Annotated in this window: 14 protein-coding genes and 2 pseudogenes; 8 read left to right on the plus strand and 8 right to left on the minus strand. The window is 73.6% G+C overall.

What is annotated here, in order from left to right; all coding sequences use genetic code 11:
* Positions 1 to 300 precede the first annotated feature (300 nt).
* Positions 301 to 1,065, plus strand: a complete 765-nt coding sequence (locus ACWC5O_RS03775; RefSeq protein WP_450584739.1) for a crotonase/enoyl-CoA hydratase family protein — start codon at positions 301 to 303, stop codon at positions 1,063 to 1,065.
* A 52-nt stretch (positions 1,066 to 1,117) separates the two neighbouring features.
* On the opposite strand, the pseudogene ACWC5O_RS03780 reads toward ACWC5O_RS03775, so the two are convergent.
* The 3 genes and pseudogenes from ACWC5O_RS03780 to ACWC5O_RS03790 form a co-directional block, all read right to left on the minus strand.
* Positions 1,118 to 2,050, minus strand: a pseudogene (locus ACWC5O_RS03780) (NAD(P)/FAD-dependent oxidoreductase); the annotation flags it as partial.
* Positions 2,047 to 3,450, minus strand: a complete 1,404-nt coding sequence (locus tag ACWC5O_RS03785; protein WP_450584741.1) for an FAD-dependent oxidoreductase — start codon at positions 3,448 to 3,450, stop codon at positions 2,047 to 2,049. The pseudogene ACWC5O_RS03780 and the gene ACWC5O_RS03785, both read right to left, overlap by 4 nt.
* Positions 3,447 to 4,877 (minus strand): FGGY family carbohydrate kinase, encoded by a 1,431-nt coding sequence (locus tag ACWC5O_RS03790; protein ID WP_450584742.1) that lies wholly within the window; start codon positions 4,875 to 4,877, stop codon positions 3,447 to 3,449. Before ACWC5O_RS03790 ends, ACWC5O_RS03785 begins: the two co-directional genes overlap by 4 nt.
* Before the next feature lie 256 nt (positions 4,878 to 5,133).
* On the opposite strand from ACWC5O_RS03790, the gene ACWC5O_RS03795 reads away from it, so the two are divergent.
* From ACWC5O_RS03795 to ACWC5O_RS03805, 3 genes are all read left to right on the plus strand, one after another.
* Positions 5,134 to 6,114: a hypothetical protein gene (locus tag ACWC5O_RS03795; RefSeq protein WP_450584744.1), complete on the plus strand. Its 981-nt coding sequence runs from the start codon at positions 5,134 to 5,136 to the stop codon at positions 6,112 to 6,114.
* Between the two features lie 35 nt (positions 6,115 to 6,149).
* Complete coding sequence (locus ACWC5O_RS03800) at positions 6,150 to 7,676, plus strand: amino acid permease (RefSeq protein WP_450584746.1); 1,527 nt, start codon at positions 6,150 to 6,152, stop codon at positions 7,674 to 7,676.
* A gap of 186 nt (positions 7,677 to 7,862) precedes the next feature.
* Positions 7,863 to 8,954: a mechanosensitive ion channel family protein gene (locus tag ACWC5O_RS03805; protein ID WP_450584747.1), complete on the plus strand. Its 1,092-nt coding sequence runs from the start codon at positions 7,863 to 7,865 to the stop codon at positions 8,952 to 8,954.
* Here ACWC5O_RS03805 and ACWC5O_RS03810 read toward each other — a convergent pair.
* Both ACWC5O_RS03810 and ACWC5O_RS03815 read right to left on the minus strand, forming a co-directional pair.
* Positions 8,951 to 9,472, minus strand: a complete 522-nt coding sequence (locus ACWC5O_RS03810) for an amidohydrolase family protein (RefSeq protein ID WP_450584749.1) — start codon at positions 9,470 to 9,472, stop codon at positions 8,951 to 8,953. The two genes, ACWC5O_RS03805 and ACWC5O_RS03810, sit on opposite strands and share 4 nt — an antisense overlap.
* A 188-nt stretch (positions 9,473 to 9,660) precedes the next feature.
* The gene (locus ACWC5O_RS03815) at positions 9,661 to 10,098 is read right to left on the minus strand and encodes a hypothetical protein (RefSeq protein ID WP_450584751.1); all 438 of its coding nucleotides are present in this window, start codon (positions 10,096 to 10,098) and stop codon (positions 9,661 to 9,663) included.
* Positions 10,099 to 10,497: 399 nt separating this feature from the next.
* Between ACWC5O_RS03815 and ACWC5O_RS03820 the strand changes: the two genes are divergently transcribed.
* From ACWC5O_RS03820 to ACWC5O_RS03830, 3 genes and pseudogenes are all read left to right on the plus strand, one after another.
* On the plus strand, positions 10,498 to 12,717 hold the full coding sequence (locus tag ACWC5O_RS03820; protein ID WP_450584753.1) for an NADP-dependent isocitrate dehydrogenase: 2,220 nt from the start codon (positions 10,498 to 10,500) through the stop codon (positions 12,715 to 12,717).
* A gap of 334 nt (positions 12,718 to 13,051) precedes the next feature.
* On the plus strand, positions 13,052 to 13,843 hold the full coding sequence (locus ACWC5O_RS03825; protein WP_450584755.1) for an N-formylglutamate amidohydrolase: 792 nt from the start codon (positions 13,052 to 13,054) through the stop codon (positions 13,841 to 13,843).
* A 57-nt stretch (positions 13,844 to 13,900) separates the two neighbouring features.
* Positions 13,901 to 14,149, plus strand: a pseudogene (locus ACWC5O_RS03830) (cytochrome P450); the annotation flags it as partial.
* Between the two features lie 26 nt (positions 14,150 to 14,175).
* Here ACWC5O_RS03830 and ACWC5O_RS03835 read toward each other — a convergent pair.
* The 3 genes from ACWC5O_RS03835 to ACWC5O_RS03845 are packed head-to-tail and all read right to left on the minus strand — an operon-like array spanning position 14,176 to position 16,720.
* Positions 14,176 to 14,652 (minus strand): hypothetical protein, encoded by a 477-nt coding sequence (locus ACWC5O_RS03835; protein ID WP_450585073.1) that lies wholly within the window; start codon positions 14,650 to 14,652, stop codon positions 14,176 to 14,178.
* A gap of 5 nt (positions 14,653 to 14,657) precedes the next feature.
* Positions 14,658 to 15,296 (minus strand): RNA polymerase sigma factor, encoded by a 639-nt coding sequence (locus ACWC5O_RS03840; RefSeq protein ID WP_450584757.1) that lies wholly within the window; start codon positions 15,294 to 15,296, stop codon positions 14,658 to 14,660.
* Complete coding sequence (locus ACWC5O_RS03845; protein WP_450584759.1) at positions 15,293 to 16,720, minus strand: S8/S53 family peptidase; 1,428 nt, start codon at positions 16,718 to 16,720, stop codon at positions 15,293 to 15,295. Before ACWC5O_RS03845 ends, ACWC5O_RS03840 begins: the two co-directional genes overlap by 4 nt.
* A 137-nt stretch (positions 16,721 to 16,857) precedes the next feature.
* Between ACWC5O_RS03845 and ACWC5O_RS03850 the strand changes: the two genes are divergently transcribed.
* Positions 16,858 to 19,470 carry a CHAT domain-containing protein gene (locus ACWC5O_RS03850; protein ID WP_450584761.1) on the plus strand — a complete coding sequence of 871 codons (2,613 nt, stop codon included), beginning with the start codon at positions 16,858 to 16,860 and terminating at the stop codon, positions 19,468 to 19,470.
* The last annotated feature ends 14 nt before the right edge of the window (positions 19,471 to 19,484 follow it).

The raw sequence follows: 19,484 nt of genomic DNA on the forward strand, positions 1-19,484 counted from the left end.
CTGACGCGGAGAGTCCCTCCCGGCCTCGTTCGGCCAAAGGTCCCTCTGGCGCTGCGGGCTCAGCCACCCAGGACGCGGTGCTTCTGGCCATCCGGATCCGGACCTGCCTAACGACCCCTTCAACAGCGCGAGCGGCTTCAGGGCATCGGAAGATTCGCCGGGTACCCGGGCACCTGCCGACCTGCCTGGGCCCGACGGCCCCGCCGAGCCGTCCCTGCGGTCACGCCCGGGTTCAGGAGGTGAACGCCCGCGCTCCGGTGACGAGTACCCTGCTGGGCCCACCACATGAAAAGGGGTCCCATGCCGGTCCGCGTCGAGCATCAGGAACACGTCACCACGATCGTCCTGTCCCGCCCCGAGGTCCGCAACGCGGTGGACGGTCCCACGGCCGCCGAACTCGCTGCCGCCTTCCGGGAGTTCGAGGCCGACGAGAACGCGCGGGTGGCGGTGCTGTGGGGCGAGGGCGGCACGTTCTGCGCGGGCGCCGACCTGAAGGCGATGGGCGGCGAGCGCGGCAACCGGGTCGCCGAGGAGGGCGACGGCCCGATGGGGCCGACCCGGATGCGGCTGTCCAAGCCGGTGATCGCCGCCGTCGCGGGGCACGCCGTGGCGGGCGGCCTCGAACTGGCCCTGTGGTGCGATCTCCGGGTCGCCGAGGAGGACGCCGTGTTCGGGGTGTTCTGCCGCCGCTGGGGCGTACCGCTGATCGACGGCGGCACGGTACGGCTGCCCCGGCTGATCGGCACCGGCCGGGCCATGGACATGATCCTCACCGGCCGCCCGGTCCCGGCCCGCGAGGCCTACGACATCGGCCTCGCCAACCGGCTCGTCCCGGCCGGCCACGCCCGCGCGGAGGCCGAGGAACTGGCGGCCCGGATCGCCCGCTTCCCGCAGGCCTGCCTGCGCGGTGACCGGGCCTCGGTGCTGGACCAGGACGGCATGGACGAGGAGAGCGCCCTGCGGGGCGAACTGCGGTACGGCATGGGTGTGCTGGCGGAGGGTCTGGAGGGAGCGGCACGCTTCGCCGGGGGTGCGGGGCGGCACGGGTCTTACACGGACCTGTGAGCACGGGTCATCCACGGACCTGCGAGCACGGGTCCTACCCGGACCTGCGTGCCGGCCACTCCCCTCCCGCCAGCCACTCCAGCACCGCACCGCCCGCCTCCGCCCCGGCCCAGCCGGCCGCCCTGGCCCGCTGTCCGGGGTGCAGCACGGCTCCGACGGCGAAGACGCCCGGCCGCGAGGTGTGCGGGCTCGCGTCCAGCGTGATGCCGGCCCGGCGGGCGAGTTCGTTCTCGGGGACGAAGTCACCGGTGAAGACGACCGTGTCGCAGGGCAGAGTGGCCGTACGGCCGTCACGGTGCCGGACGCGGACCGCGGACAGGCGGCCGTGGCCGAGGAGTTCGGTGACCGTGGTGTCCGTGAGGAGCGGGACACGGCGGCCCAGGCGGGCCGACTGGGCGCGCAGCAGCGGGGCTTGGGCCCGAGGGTGTTCGGTCAGCAGGGCGACGACCGCCACACCGGCCGTGCGCAGGGTGTCGGCCACCGAGTAGGAGACCCCCTCCGCGCCGGCCACCACCGCGCGGGTGCCGATGGACTGCCCGAACAGGTGCACCGCCTGCTGGAGTTCGCCGGTGGTGTAGACGCCGGCGGGCCGGGTGCCGGGCACCAGCCGGGCCGCGCGCGGGCGTTCACGGGAGCCGGTGGCCAGGACGACGGCTTCGGCCTCGATCCTCTCCAGGCCCTGCGGGCCGACCGTCGTGAGTGTGCGCGGGCCCGCCCAGTCCAGGACCGTCACACCGGTCCGCAGCACGGCCCCGGTGTGTATGGCGCCCTCGGTGAGCAGCCGGGCGTACTCCGGTCCGGTCAGCCGCCGCGTCCACGTGCCGAAGCCGCCGTGGGCGCAGTGCCGGGGCACTCCCCCGGCCTGCGCCTCCCGTTCCAGCACCTCGACCCGGCCGGCACCGGCGGCGGCCGACCGGGCCGCGGCGGCGAGTCCGGCGGGACCGGCGCCGACGACCAGGACGTCGACCCTGCGGTCGGCGGTCATGTGCGGGCCTCCTCGAACAGCTGCCGTACCGCCGCCCCGCAGTAGAAGCCCTGGCAACGGCCGGCCCGGGCCCGGGTGCGGCGACGCAGGCCCTCCAGGGTGCGCGGCGGGATCGTACTGGCGAGGGCGTCGCGGATCTCGCCGCGGGAGACGCGCTCGCAGTGGCAGACGAGGGTGCCGTACTCCGGGTCGGCGGCGATGAGTTCGGGCCGCTGATGGGGGCGCGGGAAGGCCTCGCCGAGGTTGGGCATGCGGACCGGGTCGAGGTCGCGCGCCGGTCCGGGGTCGAGCCCGGTCTCGGTCAGCAGGCCGACGACGTGGGCGGCGATGGCCAGGGACGCGGTCAGGCCGGTGGAGCGGATGCCGCCGACGGTGACGTACGCCTGCTCGGAATGGGCGGTGATGCGGTAGTCCTCGTGCTCGGTGGCCGCGCGCAGCCCGGCGTAGACGGCGGTGACCTCCTCCCGCAGCAGCGCGGGCAGGATGCGGCCGCCCTTCTCCCGCAGCAGCGCGAGTCCTTCGGCGGTGGAGCCGGTGGCGCCCTTGTCGTGCAGGTCCTCGGCGGTGGGGCCGAGCAGGACGTTGCCGTAGACGGTGGGCGCGACCAGGACGCCCTTGCCGAGGGCGGTCGGGACGGGCAGGAGGATGTGCCGGACCAGGGGGCGGGCGAGCTTGTCGTGGACGATGAGCTGGCCGCGGCGCGGGGTGACGGTGAAGTCGTCGTGGCCCAGCGCCCGGTCGAGGGTGTCGGCGTGCAGTCCGGCCGCGTTGACCAGGTGGCGGGCGTGCAGGGTGCCTCTGGAGGTGGTCAGGAGGTGACCTTGGGCGTCCCGACTCGCCTGCTCCACACGGGTGTTCAGGTGCAGGTCGACGCCGGCACGGACCGCCTGGGTTGCGTACGCCAGGGTCGTCGTCCACGGGCAGATGATGCTCTCGCCGGGCACGTGCAGGGCGCCCAGCGCGCCGGGGCCGAGGTGCGGTTCGCGGGCGTACAGCTCGTCGGCGCCAAGGATTTGGGTGTGCGGGTAGTCGTTGCGCTCAGCCTTCTCGGCGAGGCGGGGCAGGGCGGCGAGCTGCTCCTCGTCCCAGGCGACGAGCAGGGCGCCGACCCGTTCGACGGGGATGCCGGTCTCGGCGGCGTAGGCGGCCAGCCGCTGGTGGCCCTCGCGGACCAGCCGGGCCTCCAGGGTTCCCGGGGTCGCGTCGAAACCGGTGTGCAGGATCGCGGTGTTGGCCTTGGAGGTGCCTTGGCCGACGTCGTCCTGGGCCTCGGCCAGCGCGATGCGCAGCCGGGGGTGGCGGGCGAGTTCACGGGCGACGGCGCAGCCGACGACTCCGGCGCCGACGACCGCAACGTCGTACGGCTGCCCGGGCAGCGGCCCCTCCGCGGTGACGGTCATGAGTCGAGCAGGGCGGCGACGGCGCCGCGGAAGCCGGCCAGGCGTTCGGCTGCCTGGTCGGCCGGGACGCGGGGCTCGTACACGGTCGCGGGCTTCCAGCCGGGCAGGGCGTCTTCCACGCTCAGCGCAGGGTCCGCGCCGAGCCGGGCCAGGGTGGCGGCGCCGAGTGCGGTGGCGTCGTGCAGCGCGGAGACCTCGACGGGGCGTTGCAGCAGGTCGGCCTGGGTCTGCATGAGGAGGGCGGAGCGGGTCAGACCGCCGTCGACGCGCAGCGCGTCGAGCGGGGTGCCGAGATCGGCCGCGGCCGCCTCCGCCAGCTCGACGACCTGCGCCGCCAGGCCCTCGCACAGGGCGCGCACCAGGTGTCCGGGTCCGGTGTCGAGGCCGAGCCCGGTCAGGGAGCCGCGCAGGTCGCCGCGCCACCAGGGGGCGGCGAGCCCGGCGAGGGCGGGGACGAAGGTGACGCCGCCGCTGTCGGGTACGGCGCCGCCGACCGGGTCGAGGTCGGCGGCCGAGGAGATGACGCCGAGGTCGGTGAGCCAGCGCACGGCGGAGGCGGCCGTGTAGACCTGCCCGTCGAGGCAGTAGCCGGTCTCTCCGGCGAGCCGCCAGGCGACGCAGCTGACCAGCCCTGAGGTGCCGCGCCGGGGGGTGCCGCCGGTGTGCGCGAGCAGGAACGCGCCGGTGCCGTAGGTGCACTTGGCGGCGCCGGGGCCGGTGATGCGCTGGGCGAGCAGGGCGGCCTGCTGGTCGACGGCGAGTCCGGTGAGCGGGATCTCGGGGCCGAACGCGCTGGTGGTGCCGACGGGTTGGGCGTTGTCGACCACCTGCGGGAGCCGTTCGTCCGACAGCCCGTAGGCCTCCAGCGCCCGTGGCGACCACTGGGCACGGTCGAGGTCGAGGAGCTGGGTGCGCCCGGCGGTGGCCGCGTCGGTGACGAAGGCGCCGGTGAGGCGGTGGACCAGCCAGGTGTCGGAGGTGGTGACGACGCCCTCGCGGGTGAGATGGCGGCGGATCCAGGCCATCTTGGGGGCCGCGAAGTACGGATCGAGGGGCAGACCGGTCAGCTGCCGCAACTCTGCCGCGTGGTCGGCGAGTTCGGCGCAGACGGTCTCGGCGCGCCGGTCCTGCCAGACGAGGGCGTCGGTCAGCGGGCGGCCGGTCGCCGGGTCCCAGGCGAGGACGGTTTCGCCCTGGTTGGCCAGGCCCATCGCCACGACGTCCTCGCCCGCTTCGGCGAGTGCGCGGTGACCGGCGCCGACGACCGAGGCGTACAGCTCGGCCGGATCCACCTCGACCAGACCGCCGGGCAGGTGGCGGGGCGTCACGGCGGCGAACCCGGCGCCAAGGACGCCGCGTTCGGGACAGACCACCAGGGCCTTGGTGCCGGACGTGCCCTGGTCGACGGCGAGCACCGGCCCCGTCATCGCATCCTCCCGCACGCCCCTTCGAAGATCGCCGCGAACAGCCTGCCGTCGGGCCGCGTCCGGCGTCAAGCTCGGCCGGGTCCTCTGTCAACTCCCCCTCCAGGTAGTTGAGTTGACAACAATGGCAAGGCGGAAGTGACACCCCTATAGTGACCGCCGACCCGCACGGAGGCGCTCGACCACCGCCCAGAGGAGGGCTGTTGCTACCGCACCCCGCCACCCCGCCCGTCCGCTCGCGGACCGGGGCGGGTGGCTGATGGCCAGAGAAGGAGCACGCCCCTCCTACGACCCCGCCGGCCACGACGGGGCCTTACGCACCGCCCTCCAGGATCTGCGCACGGGGCGCTGGATGGCGATGCGCGCGCTGCTCGCGGACACCACGAGCTGGTGGCAGTGGACCCAGCGCACCCAGGTGCTCGCGACCGCGGCGGCCGGCACCGACGTGGTGCGGGCCTGGCTCGCGGAGGAGCCGCACAGTGTGCCGGCCACGGTGATGCACGCCCGGGTCGGCGTGGAGCGGGCCCTGCGGGCGCAGCGCGAGGGGCACCGCCGTACGCACGAGTTGTGGATCGAGGCGTGGGACGCCGCGCAGTCCGCCACCCAGACCGCCCCGCACGACCCCGTGCCCTGGGTCTGCCTGCTGGCGCTGGCCCAGCTGGATCCGGAGCAGCGCTGGGACGAGCACCGGGCGCCGCCGCCGGAGCCGATGCTGCCGCCGGGCCCGTGGGGGCTGCTGGCCGAGGCCGGCCGGCGTGACCCGCACAACCGCGAGGCCCACCACCGGATGCTGCAGTTCCTGTACACGATCGGCTCCTCGGACCGGCTCGCCGAGGCCGCGGGCTACGCCCAGTGGGCGACCGGTTCGGCGCCGCCCGGGTCCGCGCTGCACCTGCTGCCGCTGTACGTCCGGGTCGAGCGCTACCGGCGCTCCAGCGGGCACGACGCGGCGCTCGACCTGCACTGGGTGGCGGAGGACGCGACCCGCGAGGCGCGGCGGGCGCTGCACTCGTGGTTCGAGCAGACGCCCCGGGCCGAACGCTCGCTGCTGGACCTCAACCATCTGGCGCACGCCCTGTGGGGTGCCCATCAGTTCCCGGACGCGGCTCGGGTGTTCGACGCGATCGGCCCGTACGTCACACCGCCGCCGTGGATGTACCGCACCCCGGACCGGGGCCGTGCCGTGGAGGTCTTCCTGCAGGCCAGGGACCGCTGCCGCGCGGCCGCCGAGGGCGCCTGACGCCCGTTCTCCTTCCTCACCCCGGAGGTTTCCGCATGTCCCCCGATCCATCGCCCACGCCCGCCCGGCCGCAGCACGACGAGGAACGGCGGCTGCGCGAGCTGGGCTACCGCCCGGTCCTGGCCCGCCGCATGGGCGGCTTCGGCAACTTCGCGATCAGCTTCTCGGTGATCTCGATCCTGTCCGGCTGCATGACCCTGTACGGCTTCGGCCTGGGCACCGGCGGGCCCGCCGTGATGCTGTGGGGCTGGGCGGGTGTCGGCGTGTTCGTGCTGTGCGTCGGCCTCGCGCTCGCCGAGGTCACCAGCGCCTATCCGACCTCCGGCGCCCTGTACTACATGGCCGACCGGCTCGGCGGCCGCCGCTGGGGCTGGTACACGGGCTGGCTGAATCTGCTCGGTCTGCTCGGGGCGATCGCCGGCATCGACTACGGCGCCGCCCTGTTCACCGGGGCCTTCGCCAACCTCCAGTGGGGCTTCGAGCCGACCCCGGGCAAGACCATGCTGATCTTCTGCGCGATCCTGCTGCTGCACGCCGTGCTGAACCTGTTCGGCGTCCGTCTGGTCAGCCTGCTCAACTCGGTCAGCGTGTGGTGGCACCTGGCCGGTGTCGCGCTCATCGTCGGGGCGCTGGCGATCGTCCCGGACCACCACCAGTCGCCGTCCTTCGTCTTCACCGAGTTCGTGAACGACACCGGCTGGTCGAGCCCGCTCTACGTGGCCGCGATCGGCCTGCTGCTCGCCCAGTACACGTTCTCCGGCTACGACGCCTCCGCCCACCTCTCCGAGGAGACCTCCAACGCCTCGGTGTCCGCGGCGAAGGGCATCGTCCGGTCCATCTGGGTGTCGTGGATCGCGGGCTTCGTGCTGCTCGCCGGCCTGACCTTCGCCATCCAGGACTACGACGCCACGCGCACCACCGACACCGGCGTGCCGCCCGCGCAGATCCTGCTCGACGGCCTCGGCACCGACGGCGCGAGCGCGCTGCTGCTCGTCGTGATCGTCGCCCAGCTGTTCTGCGGGAACGCCGAGGTGGCCGCGGCCAGCCGCATGGTGTTCGCGTTCAGCCGGGACGGCGCCCTGCCGGGCTCGCACCTGTGGCGCAAGGTGAGCGGCCGCACCCAGACCCCGGTCGCCGCCGTGTGGCTCTCGGTGATCGTCGCGGGCGTCCTGGCCCTGCCGTCCCTGTACTCGGCGACGGCGTACGGCGCGGTCACCGCGATCAACGTCATCGGCATCACCCCCGCCTACGCCATCCCCGTCCTGCTCCGGCTGCGCGCGGGCGACCGTTTCCGGCCGGGCCCGTGGAACCTGGGCCGGTGGAGCAGGCCGGTCGGCTGGATCGCGGTGGTGTGGGTGGCCTGTGTGACGGTCCTGTTCTGCCTGCCGCAGTCCTCGCCGGTCACCGTCGACACCATGAACTACGCGGCCGTGGCCCTCGTCGTCGTCCTGGTCCTGGCCAGCATCTGGTGGTACGTCGCCCGCCGTTCGTACGGCACGCCCACCACCGCCGCCTACGGCAGCGACCGCGACCAGGCCGAACTCGCGGAGGGCATCGTCTGAAACGTCCGCCCGCCGCACCGGTCCGGGTACGAACCGGTGGCCCGGATACGGCAGGATGAACGATCGCGCCGACCGCCGTTGTCCCGGCGGCGGCGCGATCGCACATTCCGGACATCGAGCAGGTGGCAACGTGACGAGACTTCACATCAGGCTCTCCGCAGCAGTTTTGCGCCCCGGGGGTGACCGGTGAACCGCGCGGTAACCCTGGACGACCTCGTCCTCGCCGGCATCGCCCTGGCCGCGGGCCTGGTGCTGGCCTTCCTGTCCCGCACGGTGCTGCGCTGGCTCGCCAAGCACGCCAAGCGGACCAAGTGGAGCGGTGACGACGTCATCGTGGACACACTGCGCTCCGTCGTCCCCTGGGCGGCGATCGTGGGCGGCCTCGCGGCGGCCGCGGCGGTGCTGCCGCTGACCCGCGCCGTCCAGCACCACACCAACCAGCTCCTCCAGGTGTGGCTGATCTTCGTGGTGACCCTGTCCGCGGCCCGGGTCGTGGCGGGTCTGGTCCGCTCGGTCACCCAGTCCCGCTCGGGCGTGGCGGGCTCGGCCACCATCTTCGTCAACATCACCCGGGTCCTGGTCCTGGCGATCGGCTTCCTGGTGGTGCTGCAGACGCTGGGCATCTCCATAGCGCCCCTGCTCACCGCCCTCGGTGTCGGCGGTCTGGCCGTCGCCCTCGCCCTCCAGGACACCCTCGCCAACCTGTTCGCGGGCATCCACATCCTCGCCTCCAAGACCGTCCAGCCCGGCGACTACATCCGGCTGAGCAGCGGCGAGGAGGGATACGTGATGGACATCAACTGGCGCCAGACGACGGTCCGCCAGCTGTCCAACAACCTGGTGGTCATCCCCAACGGCCAGCTGGCCAAGACCAACATGACCAACTTCACGCGTCCCGAGCAGCAGTTGACGATCCTGGTGCAGGTGGGCGTGAGCTACGACAGCGACCTGGACCAGGTCGAGCGCGTCACGACCGAGGTCATCGCCGAGACCATGACCGAGATCACCGGCGCCCTCCCGGACCACGAGCCCGCGATCCGCTTCCACACCTTCGGGGACTCCCGCATCGGCTTCACGGTGATCCTCGGCGTCGGCGAGTTCAGCGACCAGTACCGCATCAAGCACGAGTTCATCAAGCGCCTGCATCGCCGCTACCGCGAGGAGGGCATCCGCATCCCGGCCCCGACCCGGACGGTGGCGCTGCAGCAGGGCGCGGTGGTGATTCCGCAGCAGCGCAGCGGGGAGGACGTGGTGCCGGGTCCGGCCCTGGCCGACTAGTGCGCGTCCCCGTCGCCGGCGTGGCAGCACGCGTCGCGCCGGAGGCGGCGGGCGACCTCCAGCCAGGTGGTGTCCCGGGGCGGGGGGTGGTCGCGGTGCCGGTGGGTGTCTGTCAGGTCGCTCCGGCGGTGCGGGATGCCGTCGCGCACGACCAGCGGGGTGTCGACGAGGGTGGCGAAGTCGGTGAACGGGTCGCCGTTCACGACGGTCAGGTCGGCGATCCTGCCCTCCTCCACGGTGCCGAGGTCGCCGTCCAGGCCGAAGAGACGGGCCGGGACGGACGTGGCGCAGTGCAGGGCCTGCGCCACGGTGAACCCGTGGGCGTGCAGGGCACGCAGGGCCAGGTGCAGCGACAGGCCCACGGGAACGAGCGGGGCGTCGGTGCCGAGGGCGAGTACGGCGCCCTGGGCGGCCAGCCGTCGGTAGTCGGCCATCTCCATGGACAGGGCGTCCAGTTGCTGCGCGGTGGGGGCGGTCCGGGCACGTTCGCGGACGGCGGCGACGTCCCACGGCGGCATGAGCCGGCCGACCCGTGGATCGTCGGCCAGCCCGGGATCGGCGCCGAGAAGGCACTGCGCCGTGAACGGGGTGATGATCAGGGAGAACGTGCCGTCGGCGTACTGCTCGACCAGGTCCTGGTGGACGTGCCCGAGCGGGGTGGTGGCGTGCCCGTAGGGCAGGCGCTGGGTGGCCTGCAGGTGGGTCGTCAGGTCTGGCCGGCGGCCCGGCCGGGCGCGCAGAGATGGCTGCCGCAGGGTACGCCCAGCCGGTGCGCGGCCTCGGCGGCCTGCGCCATGACCTGCCCCGACGCGCGCACATACGTCTTGACGAAGTCGACGTCGAGGGAGGTGGCCCGGTGCAGGGTGCGGGCGACGCCGGCGCCGGTGCGGTGGGCGCGGCCCATGCTGTACGCCGTGCGGGAGCCGTCGATGAGTTCGGCGCAGGCGAGCTGACGTGGGCCCAGGCTGTGTCCGGCGTCGACCGACTCGCGCAGCCGCACGGCCTCGTACAGCGGTCCGCCCAGGGAGACGGTGGTGGTGATGCCGTAGGCGAGCCCGGTCAGGCCCTGCCGGGCGCCGTAGGTGGCGAAGGAAACCCCGACGGCTGACGAAGCCGAAGCCCATCCCTTGCCCTTCCCTCCCACGCGATCACCCGGTCCGACCGGTGCAACGAGCGGCCGGGCGGTACGTGGCGGGAGCCCGGGGCGTCCGGAAGAGGAAGACACGACGCGCACGGCGGGCGGGGCCGGCCTCGACCTGGACTGGTCCTGGCCGGAGCGTACCGATCAGGGCGACCGCTGGGGCCGTCACCCGGGTGCGACATCTCATCGTCCGCCTTCGCTCGGGCGGCCGGAGGGTCAGGGCCGGCCGCCGGTCAGTGGCGACCGCGCGTGGTCAGTGACGATCGATCGTCATGACCACAGAGGCGGGGAAGCGGTTGCACGCGTGCGGCATGTTTTCCGGCCAGGACCCCTGTCGAGCCCGGCCCGATGACGAGATATCTTGATGTCGAGCAATGTTGCAGACGTGGAGCGGAGCACCCGGTGACTGACTCGACCATCATCTACACCTACACAGACGAGGCCCCGGCCCTGGCGACGCATTCGTTCCTGCCGGTGATCCAGGCGTACGCCTCGCAGGCCGGTGTGCCCGTGACGACCCGGGACATCTCGCTGGCCGGACGCATCATCGCCCACTTCCCGGAGTACCTGAACGAGGACCAGCGCATCCCGGACGCGCTGGCCGAGCTGGGTGACCTGGCCAAGACTCCCGAGGCCAACATCGTCAAGCTGCCGAACATCTCGGCGTCCATCCCGCAGCTGCGCGCCGCCGTCGCCGAGCTGCAGGGCAAGGGCTACGCGCTGCCGGACTACCCGGACGACCCGAAGACCGACGAGGAGCGCGAGATCCGCGCCCGCTACGACAAGATCAAGGGCTCCGCCGTCAACCCGGTGCTGCGCGAGGGCAACTCCGACCGCCGTGCCCCGGCGTCGGTGAAGAACTACGCCAAGACCCACCCGCACCGCATGGGCGCCTGGACCTCCGAGTCCAAGACCAATGTGGCGACCATGGGTGAGAACGACTTCCGCTCCACCGAGAAGTCCGTCGTGATCGCCGAGGACGGCGCGCTGAAGATCGAGCTGCTCGGCGCGGACGGCACCACCACCGTCCTGAAGGAGTCCGTACCGGTCCTCAAGGACGAGGTCGTCGACGCGTCCGTCATGCGCGTCGCCGAGCTGGAGACGTTCCTCGCCGCGCAGGTCGCCCGCGCCAAGCAGGAGGGCGTCCTGTTCTCCGTGCACCTGAAGGCCACGATGATGAAGGTCTCCGACCCGATCATCTTCGGTCACGTGGTGCGCGCCTTCTTCCCGAAGACGTTCGCGAAGTACGGCGAGACCCTCAAGGCGGCCGGCCTCACCCCGAACGACGGCCTCGGCGGCATCCTGAAGGGCCTGGACAACCTGCCCGAGGGCGCCGAGATCAAGGCCTCCTTCGACGCCGAGCTGGCCGAGGGCCCGGCCCTCGCCATGGTCGACTCCGACAAGGGCATCACCAACCTGCACGTGCCCTCCGATGTCATCGTCGACGCCTCCATGCCGGCGATGATCCGCACCTCCGGCCACATGTGGGGCCCGGACGGCCAGGAGGCCGACACCCTCGCCGTCCTCCCGGACTCCTCCTACGCCGGTGTCTACCAGGCCGTCATCGACGACTGCCGGGCCAACGGCGCCTACGACCCGTCCACCATGGGCTCGGTCCCGAACGTCGGCCTGATGGCGCAGAAGGCCGAGGAGTACGGCTCCCACGACAAGACCTTCGAGATCGCGGCCGCCGGCACGGTCCGCCTGGTCGACCAGGCCGGCAACGTGCTGATCGAGCAGCCGGTCGCGCAGGGCGACATCTTCCGCGCCTGCCAGACCAAGGACGCCCCGATCCGCGACTGGGTCAAGCTGGCCGTCACCCGCGCCCGCGCCACCGGCGACCCGGCCGTGTTCTGGCTGGACGAGGGCCGCGCCCACGACGCCAACCTGATCGCCAAGGTGAAGCAGTACCTGCCGGAGCACGACACCGAGGGCCTGGACATCAGGATCCTGTCCCCGGTCGAGGCCACCAAGCTGTCGGTGGAGCGCATCCGCCGCGGCGAGAACACCATCTCGGTGACCGGCAACGTGCTGCGCGACTACCTGACCGACCTGTTCCCGATCCTGGAGCTGGGCACCAGCGCCAAGATGCTGTCGGTCGTCCCGCTGATGGCGGGCGGCGGCCTGTTCGAGACGGGCGCCGGCGGCTCCGCGCCGAAGCACGTTCAGCAGCTGGTCAAGGAGAACTACCTGCGCTGGGACTCGCTCGGTGAGTTCTTCGCCCTGGTGCCCGCCTTCGAGCAGTACGCGACGGCCACCGGCAACAACCGCGCCAAGGTCCTCGCCGACACCCTCGACCGCGCCACGGCGACCTTCCTCAACGAGGACAAGTCCCCGACCCGTCGCGTCGGCGGCATCGACAACCGCGGCAGTCACTTCTACCTGTCCCTGTACTGGGCGCAGGAGCTGGCCGCGCAGACCGAGGACGCCGACCTGGCGAAGGCCTTCGCCGCGCTCGCCGAGACCCTCGCGGCGAACGAGCAGACGATCGTCGACGAGCTGCTCGGGGTCCAGGGCTCCCCGGCCGACATCGGCGGCTACTACCAGCCGGAGAAGGCCAAGGCGGACGCGGTCATGCGCCCGTCGGCCACCTGGAACGAGGCCCTTGCCTCGCTGAGCTGACGCCCGCGGCACCTGAGCCGCAGCTGTGAGCGGACTCCGCCCCGGTCGGGTTGCCCCGGCCGGGGCGGAGGCGTGTCCGGCGCCGGTGGACCGTGCGGCCGCTCACCACTCCCGGGTGGCGATCGGATCCTCCATGTCCGCGCCCTCGAAGCCGCAGGCCCGCGCGACGAACCAGAAGTCGCCGCCCACCCGGCCGCTCACAGCCCCTCCAGGGAGAGGTGCCCGGCGCCCGGGGACTGCCGGTCGGCATGCTCCCGCCCACCCCACCCCGCCCCGTGCTCGTGTGACACCTTGATCCTGCACCGCGCCACCGACAACGCCCCTGGAGCAGCCCGTGTCCGAGTCCGCCCCCTCGTTCGAACTCCTGCCCGGCGCCGCCGAGTCGCCCGTGCTGCTGCACGTGCCGCATTCCGCGCGGGCGATCCCGGAGGACGTGCGCAAGGGGATCCTGCTGGACGACGCGGCACTCGGGCTGGAGCTGGACCACATCACCGACGCGCACACCGCCCGGATCGCCGAGCGGGCGGCGGGGCTGGCCGGTATCACCCCCTGGCGGTTCGTCAACCGGCTGTCGCGGCTGGTCGTGGACCCGGAGCGGTTTCCGGACGAGCGGGAGGAGATGCTCGCCGTGGGGATGGGGGCCGTGTACACGCGGACCACGCACCGGGGCGAGCTGCGGGCCGCGGACACCGACCCCCAGCCACTGGTCGAGCGGTACTTCCGGCCCTACGCGCGGGCGATGGCCGAGGCGGTGGCCGGGCGGCTCGCCGCGACCGGGCGGGCGGTCGTGATCGACGTCCACTCCTACCCGAGCCGGGCGCTGCCGTACGAGCTGCACGGGACGGGTCCGCGGCCGCCCGTGTGCCTCGGCACGGACGCCTTCCACACGCCGCCCGAGCTGAGGGACGCGGCGCGGGAGGCGTTCGCCGCGTGCGGGGAGACGGGGCTGGACAGTCCGTTCAGCGGGACCTATGTGCCGCTGGAGTACCACGGGCGGGACCGGCGGGTGAGCGCGCTGATGGTGGAGATCCGGCGGGACACCTACATGGCCGAGCCGGGCGGGCCGGCCGGGCCGGGTCTGGAGCGGCTCGCCGCCGCGCTGGCCGCGCTCGTCGACGCCCTGTAGGCCTTCGGCCGGCGCACTCCCGCAGGACGGCGGGCGGGGCGCGTACGAGGGTGGGTGCGTGACGACCAAGGAGATCCGGACCCGGACCGAATCGACCCCGACCGCGCCCCCGACCCGCACCTGGCCTTCGGCAACGGCCCGCACTACTGCACCGGCGCCGTCCTCGCCCGGCTGCAGACCGAACTGCTGGTCGGCACGCTGCTGGACCGGCTGCCCGGGCTGCGCCTCGCGGTGGAGCCCGGGCAGGTGCGCTGGTGGCTCAAGACGATGATCCGCGGACCGCGGACGCTGCCCGTCACGTGGTGATCCGGTTCAGAACCCGGTGACCCGGTTCAGGCCCGCAGCCACTCCGTGACGATCACCTCGCCGCCGGTCCGCAGGCGCAGGGCGAACGGGCCGGCGGGCGGCTGCTCGCTGGTGAAGCGGCCCAGGGTGTCGACCGTGACCTGCCGGGTCGTCTGCGGGCCGCCCAGCACCTCTATACGTGCCGACTGCGGCGGCAGCAGCTGGCCGATCAGCCCCTCCCCGGTGACCTCGACGTCGACGGTCAGCTCGCCCGCGCGGAAGGTCAGCATCCGCGGGGCGTCCGGCACTCCCCTGACCGGCAGCGCGTCCACGAGCGAGTCGAAGGTCAGCTCGGCGATCCGGGCGTCCAGGTCGTGCAACGCGTAGGCGTCGAGGGCCAGTTGGCGAAGCTCGACGGGGACGGGGTCCAGGACGGCGGCCGCCTGGCGCAGCTCCTCCTCCAGCAGATCGCCGTCGAACCCGGCGTCGTCGAAGTCCTCTCCGGGAAATCCGTTCCCGTTCACGTCGCTCACGCCGCCCCCCGTGCGTCCAACCGGGCCCGCAGCCGGCGCAGACAGCGCTGGCGCAGGGGTCCGATGCTACCGACCGCGATACCGAGCGCGGCCGACACCTCCAGATAGCTCGGCGGCGGCGAGGCCATCAGCACCCGAAGCAGCTGCCTGCACCGCTCGCCGAGTGCCTCGAACTCCTGCCACACCCGGCGGATCCGCTCGGCCTGGTCCGCCTCTTCTTCGGCGTCGATCAGCGTCTGCTCCGGCGTCCGCTCCTCGCTCGCCCGGTCCAGCACCTGCGGATCGTCCGTCAGCGTCAGCCGCGTCAGCCCTTTGAGCACCTTCAGGCACTCGTGCCGGGCCGTGCTGGCCAGCCAGGAGCCCGCCTTGTCGGGCTCCCGGAGCCGGCCGAGGTGCTGGGCGAAACGGAACCACGTGGTCTGGTAGACCTCGTGCCCGTCCGCGTCCGAGAGCCGGTGTGCGCGCACCACCGACCACACCAGCGGACTCATCCCTTCCACCAGCGCCTTCCAGGCCGCGGCGTCGCCGTCGACGGCAGACCGGACCAGCGCCCCGACCTCTGTACGGTCCACGGCTCCACCCCTCGTGTACGGCACGTCATCGTACGCCGTGGAGCGGAGGGTTCCGGACCTCATGCGGGCCGGGCCGGGATCGCGACGGGAATCGGGCGCCAGGTGGGCGGCCGGAGCGCCGGAACGTGCGCCCCGCGCACCTCGGCGGATTCCGTGAGGGAGCCGAGCAGTTGTGCGCGGGCCGCGCGCGGGTCGCGCTCCTTGTGCGCCGTCATGTGGGCGGCGACGAGCGCGGCGACGGCCGGGGTGGCGAACGAGGTGCCGCTCCACTGCGCGAGACCGTCGAACATCACCTGGTCGGGCTTGGCCGCGCCGCTCTCGCCCGTCTCGCTCAACACGCCCGTGTGGCGCGGGTACTGGCAGGTGCAGGCGTAGCCGGAGCCGAACCGGCAGGCGTCGTAGGTGGAGTGCTGGTACACGTACGGCACGGGGATGTCGAAGCCGGTGAGGGCACTGGTCAGGCGCTCGCCCGGGGCGTAGACGTGCACCCAGGGGCCGTGGTTGCTGAAGCAGGCGCCCGACTCGCCGTCCCCGCGCAGCGCGCCGACCGACAGCACGCTGTCCGCGTACTCCGGCAGGGCCGCGTAGGCGGCGGGCCAGAACGGGGCGTCGCTGCCGTTGTTGCCCGCCGCGGCCACCAACAGCGTGCGCTGCTCGCGGAGTTCGCGCATGAACGCCTCAAGACCGATCAGGCTTTCACCCGACCCGGTGGTGGTGCCCGCGGAGAGGCTGATGATGTCGGGCCAGCCGCCCTCGTCGACGGCCTCGAACAGCTTTGCGCCGAACTCCGACTCCAGCATGGCGCCCACGTCGCTGAGGGTGCCCCGCACGGTGACGTCGGTGTTGGGCGCTACGGCCGCGACGATCCCGGCGATGAAGGTGCCGTGGCCGACGTACTGCCGGAGCGCTCCGTCGGGGCCGGTCTCGGTCACCTGGGGGTCGCCGGTGGTGTGGGCGAGGAGCGGGTAGGCCCGGTAGTCGTGCACCAGACCGGTGTCGATGACGAGGACGCCGACGGCGGTGTCCGGGTCGTGCAGGCCCTCCTGGGCCGCCGGGTTGGCCGGCTCGCTGCGCGGCGCGGGCACGGGTTCGTCGCCGGGGCAGGCGTTGACCGGGGCGATGTGGATCACGTGGTTGCGGCGGACCAGTCGGCGCCCCTGGCGTCCCTCGGCCTCGCTGAGGGCGCGCAGGGCGTGCGGGACGACGTCGTCCCCCTGGGCGGGGTCGCCGACCCGGATGCGGGTGACACCGGTGCGGTTGGTCTCCGGGCCGGCCCGGCGCACGTGGTCGGGGACCAGACCCCGGGTGTCGGTGAAGTGGGTGCGCACGGTGTCCTCGACCAGGCGGGCCTCCTCGCCGTCGCGGGCGAGGACGACACCCTTCTCGTAGAGGAAGTGGGCGTCGTCGTCCGGGCCCATGGCCAGGGGAACGTCGGGCATCGAGCGCTGGATGTGGTGGAACTGCTCGTGGAATCGCTGTGGTGCCATGGTGTGTCCTCCCCCTGAGGCGGTGCTCCGACAGTCAGAGTCGCCCGTCGACCGATTGATACAGCCCGCAAGTACGTCCGGTACAGCCCGAGGAGACCACGGAGAACCCGTGTGACGGGTTTGCCCAGGCCACTACCATGCGAGGGGTGACAGCGGGAAGCGAGTCGGTTCTTCAGCTGCTGCCGATGGTGTTCGCCGACCCGGGCGAGGCCCGGGCACGAGCGGATCAGGTACTGCACACCGATCCGTCGCCGCTGCACGCCAGCGTCGCCCATCAGGTACTCGGCATCTGGCAGCGGGACTTCGGCGATCTGAAGATCGCCCTGCGGCATCTGCGCCAGGCCCGGGACCTGGCCGCGCGCGCCGAGTCGGCCGAGCGGGAGGCCGACGTGCTCGCCACGCTGGGGGTCGCACTGGTGCACGCGGGGCGCACGCGACAGGGACTGGCGTCGTTCGAGCAGGGTGTCGCGCGGGGCAGCGGACACACCAGGGCACGGGTGCTGTACCGGCGGGCCTATGTGTGGTGGGTGCTGGGGCATCACCGGGAGTCCCTGGAGGACGTACGGCGGGCGCTTCCGGTGCTGCGGCACGCCGGCGACGGCATCTGGACCGCGCGGGCGCTGACCCTGCGGGCCACGGTGCATCTGGCGCAGGGCGCGGTGGACCGGGCGGTCGCGGACTTCACGGCCGCCGAACGGCTGTGGGAGACCACCGGCCAGGAGCACGACAAGGCGGACGCGGTGGAGAGCCGGGGCCTCGCCGCGTTCCGGTCGGGGGACATCCCGGCGGCGCTGCGGCTGCTGGACGAGGCCGAGGAGCGGTACGGCAAGCTCGGCACGCCCACCTTCATGCTGTCCATCCGGCGCTGCGAGGTGCTGATGGCGGCGGGGCTCGCCCCGGAGGCGCTCGCGGAGGCGGACACGGCGATCGCGCTGCTGGACCGGATGGGCGGGCAGTCCACCCGCAAGGCCGAGCTGCTGCTGGCGGCCGCGCGAGCCGCCCGCTCGGCCGGGGACCCGGACACCGCCATCGCCCGCGCCGCCCATGCCGTACGGCTGTTCGCGGGGCAGCGGCGGACCTGGTGGGAGACGCATGCCCGGCTGGTACTCATCGAGGCGCGGGCGGCGGCCGGGCGCGGGTCGGGGCGGCTGGTCGCGGACGCGGCGGCGGTCGCCGAGCGGCTGGCCTCCTTCGGCTCGCCCGCGGCGCCCGAGGCCTCCCTGCTCGCCGGCCGGATCGCGCTGGCGCTCGGCCGGACGGCGGAAGCGGAGCGGCACCTGGCGGTGGCGGCGCGCAGTCGGCACGTCGGTCCCCCGACGGCCCGTGTGACGGGCTGGGCCGCGCAGGCGCTGCGGGCCCGGGCGGCCGGTTCCGGGCGCGGCGTGCTGGAGGCCTGCCGGCGCGGCCTGGACGTCCTCGACGACCACCGGATGACGCTCGGCGCCTCCGAGCTGCGGGCCCGGGCCACCGCGCAGGGTGCCGAACTGGCCGCGCTCGCCCAGGAGGCGAGCCTCGTGAACGGCGGTCCACGGCGGCTGCTGGAGTGGAGCGAGCGCTGGCGGGCGACCGTACTGTCCGCGCCGCCCGCCCGGCCGCCCGCCGACCCGGCGCTGCTCGGCAGCCTCACCGCCTACCGGGAGATAGCGGCCCGCGCGGAGGAGGCGCGCAGGGAGGGCCGCCCGGTCCCGGCCCTGGAGCGCGAACAGCGCCGGCTGGAACGGGAGATCCGCTCCCGCACCCACCACATGCGCGGCGACGGCCCCGGCGAGGGCGACCGCTTCGACTCGGGCCGCCTGCTGGACCGGCTGGGCGAGGCGCGGCTGGTCGAACTCGCCGTCGTGGACGGTCAGGTGCACATCCTGCTGTGCGGGCAGGGCCGGGTACGACGGTTCCCGGGTGGCGCGCTCGCGGAGGCGGTGGCCGAGGCCGAGCACGTACAGGCCGGGCTACGACGCCTCGCGCACCCCGGAGGAGAGGCTCGGCTGCCGCTGGTGGAGGCGGCGGGCCGGCGCCTCCAGGAGCTGCTGCTGGGCGGTGCCGTACCGCACCTCGGGTCCGGGCCGGTGGTGATCGTGCCGCCCGGCGCGCTGCACCGGGTGCCGTGGGCGCTGCTGCCCGCGCTGCGGGAGCGGGTGCTCAGCGTGTCGCCGTCGGCGGGCAGTTGGCTGCGGGCCCGGGAGACCGAGCCGCCGCCCGGCGGCCGGCACGTCCTGGTGCGCGGTCCCGGCCTCGCCACGGGCGGCGCGGAGGTGCCCGAACTGGCCGACCGGTACGGCACGGCGACGGTCCTGGGAGGCGAGGCGGCGCAGGTTCCCCAGGTGCTGGAGGACCTCGACGGCGCGGCCCTCGCGCACCTGGCCGCGCACGGCACGTTCCGCGCCGACAGCCCCCTGTTCTCGGCCCTCCGGATGGCCGACGGCCCGCTGATCGTGCACGACTTCGAGCGTCTGGCCCGCAGCCCGTACCGGATCATCCTCTCCAGCTGCGACACCGCCCGCCTCGCCTCGGTCGGCGCCGACGAACTCCTCGGCCTGGTCACCGCGTTGCTCCCGCTGGGCACGGCGGGCGTCGTGGCGAGCAGCGCACCGGTCAACGACGCCGCGGTGGTCCCCCTGATGCTCGCCCTCCACAAGGGCCTCGACGCGGGCCTGAGCCTGGCCGAGGCCCTGCGCGACGCCCGCGCCGCCCAGCCCGGCGACCCGGTCCACCAGGCGACGGGATGGGCGTTCGCGGCGTTCGGGGCGGCGTGAGGACAGCCCCTCGG

It is taken from the genome of Streptomyces sp. NPDC001450, from assembly GCF_053597295.1.

Excerpts from the sequence above, each read along its gene's own strand:
- ACWC5O_RS03785 (WP_450584741.1), bottom strand. The coding sequence starts at position 3,450 with ATGACCGTCACCGCGGAGGGGCCGCTGCCCGGGCAGCCGTACGACGTT.
- ACWC5O_RS03810 (WP_450584749.1), bottom strand. The coding sequence starts at position 9,472 with ATGCCGCCGTGGGACGTCGCCGCCGTCCGCGAACGTGCCCGGACCGCC.
- ACWC5O_RS03775 (WP_450584739.1), top strand. The coding sequence starts at position 301 with ATGCCGGTCCGCGTCGAGCATCAGGAACACGTCACCACGATCGTCCTG.
- ACWC5O_RS03790 (WP_450584742.1), bottom strand. The coding sequence starts at position 4,877 with ATGACGGGGCCGGTGCTCGCCGTCGACCAGGGCACGTCCGGCACCAAG.
- ACWC5O_RS03800 (WP_450584746.1), top strand. The coding sequence starts at position 6,150 with ATGTCCCCCGATCCATCGCCCACGCCCGCCCGGCCGCAGCACGACGAG.
- ACWC5O_RS03850 (WP_450584761.1), top strand. The coding sequence starts at position 16,858 with ATGCGAGGGGTGACAGCGGGAAGCGAGTCGGTTCTTCAGCTGCTGCCG.
- ACWC5O_RS03845 (WP_450584759.1), bottom strand. The coding sequence starts at position 16,720 with ATGGCACCACAGCGATTCCACGAGCAGTTCCACCACATCCAGCGCTCG.
- ACWC5O_RS03795 (WP_450584744.1), top strand. The coding sequence starts at position 5,134 with ATGGCCAGAGAAGGAGCACGCCCCTCCTACGACCCCGCCGGCCACGAC.
- ACWC5O_RS03840 (WP_450584757.1), bottom strand. The coding sequence starts at position 15,296 with ATGAGGTCCGGAACCCTCCGCTCCACGGCGTACGATGACGTGCCGTAC.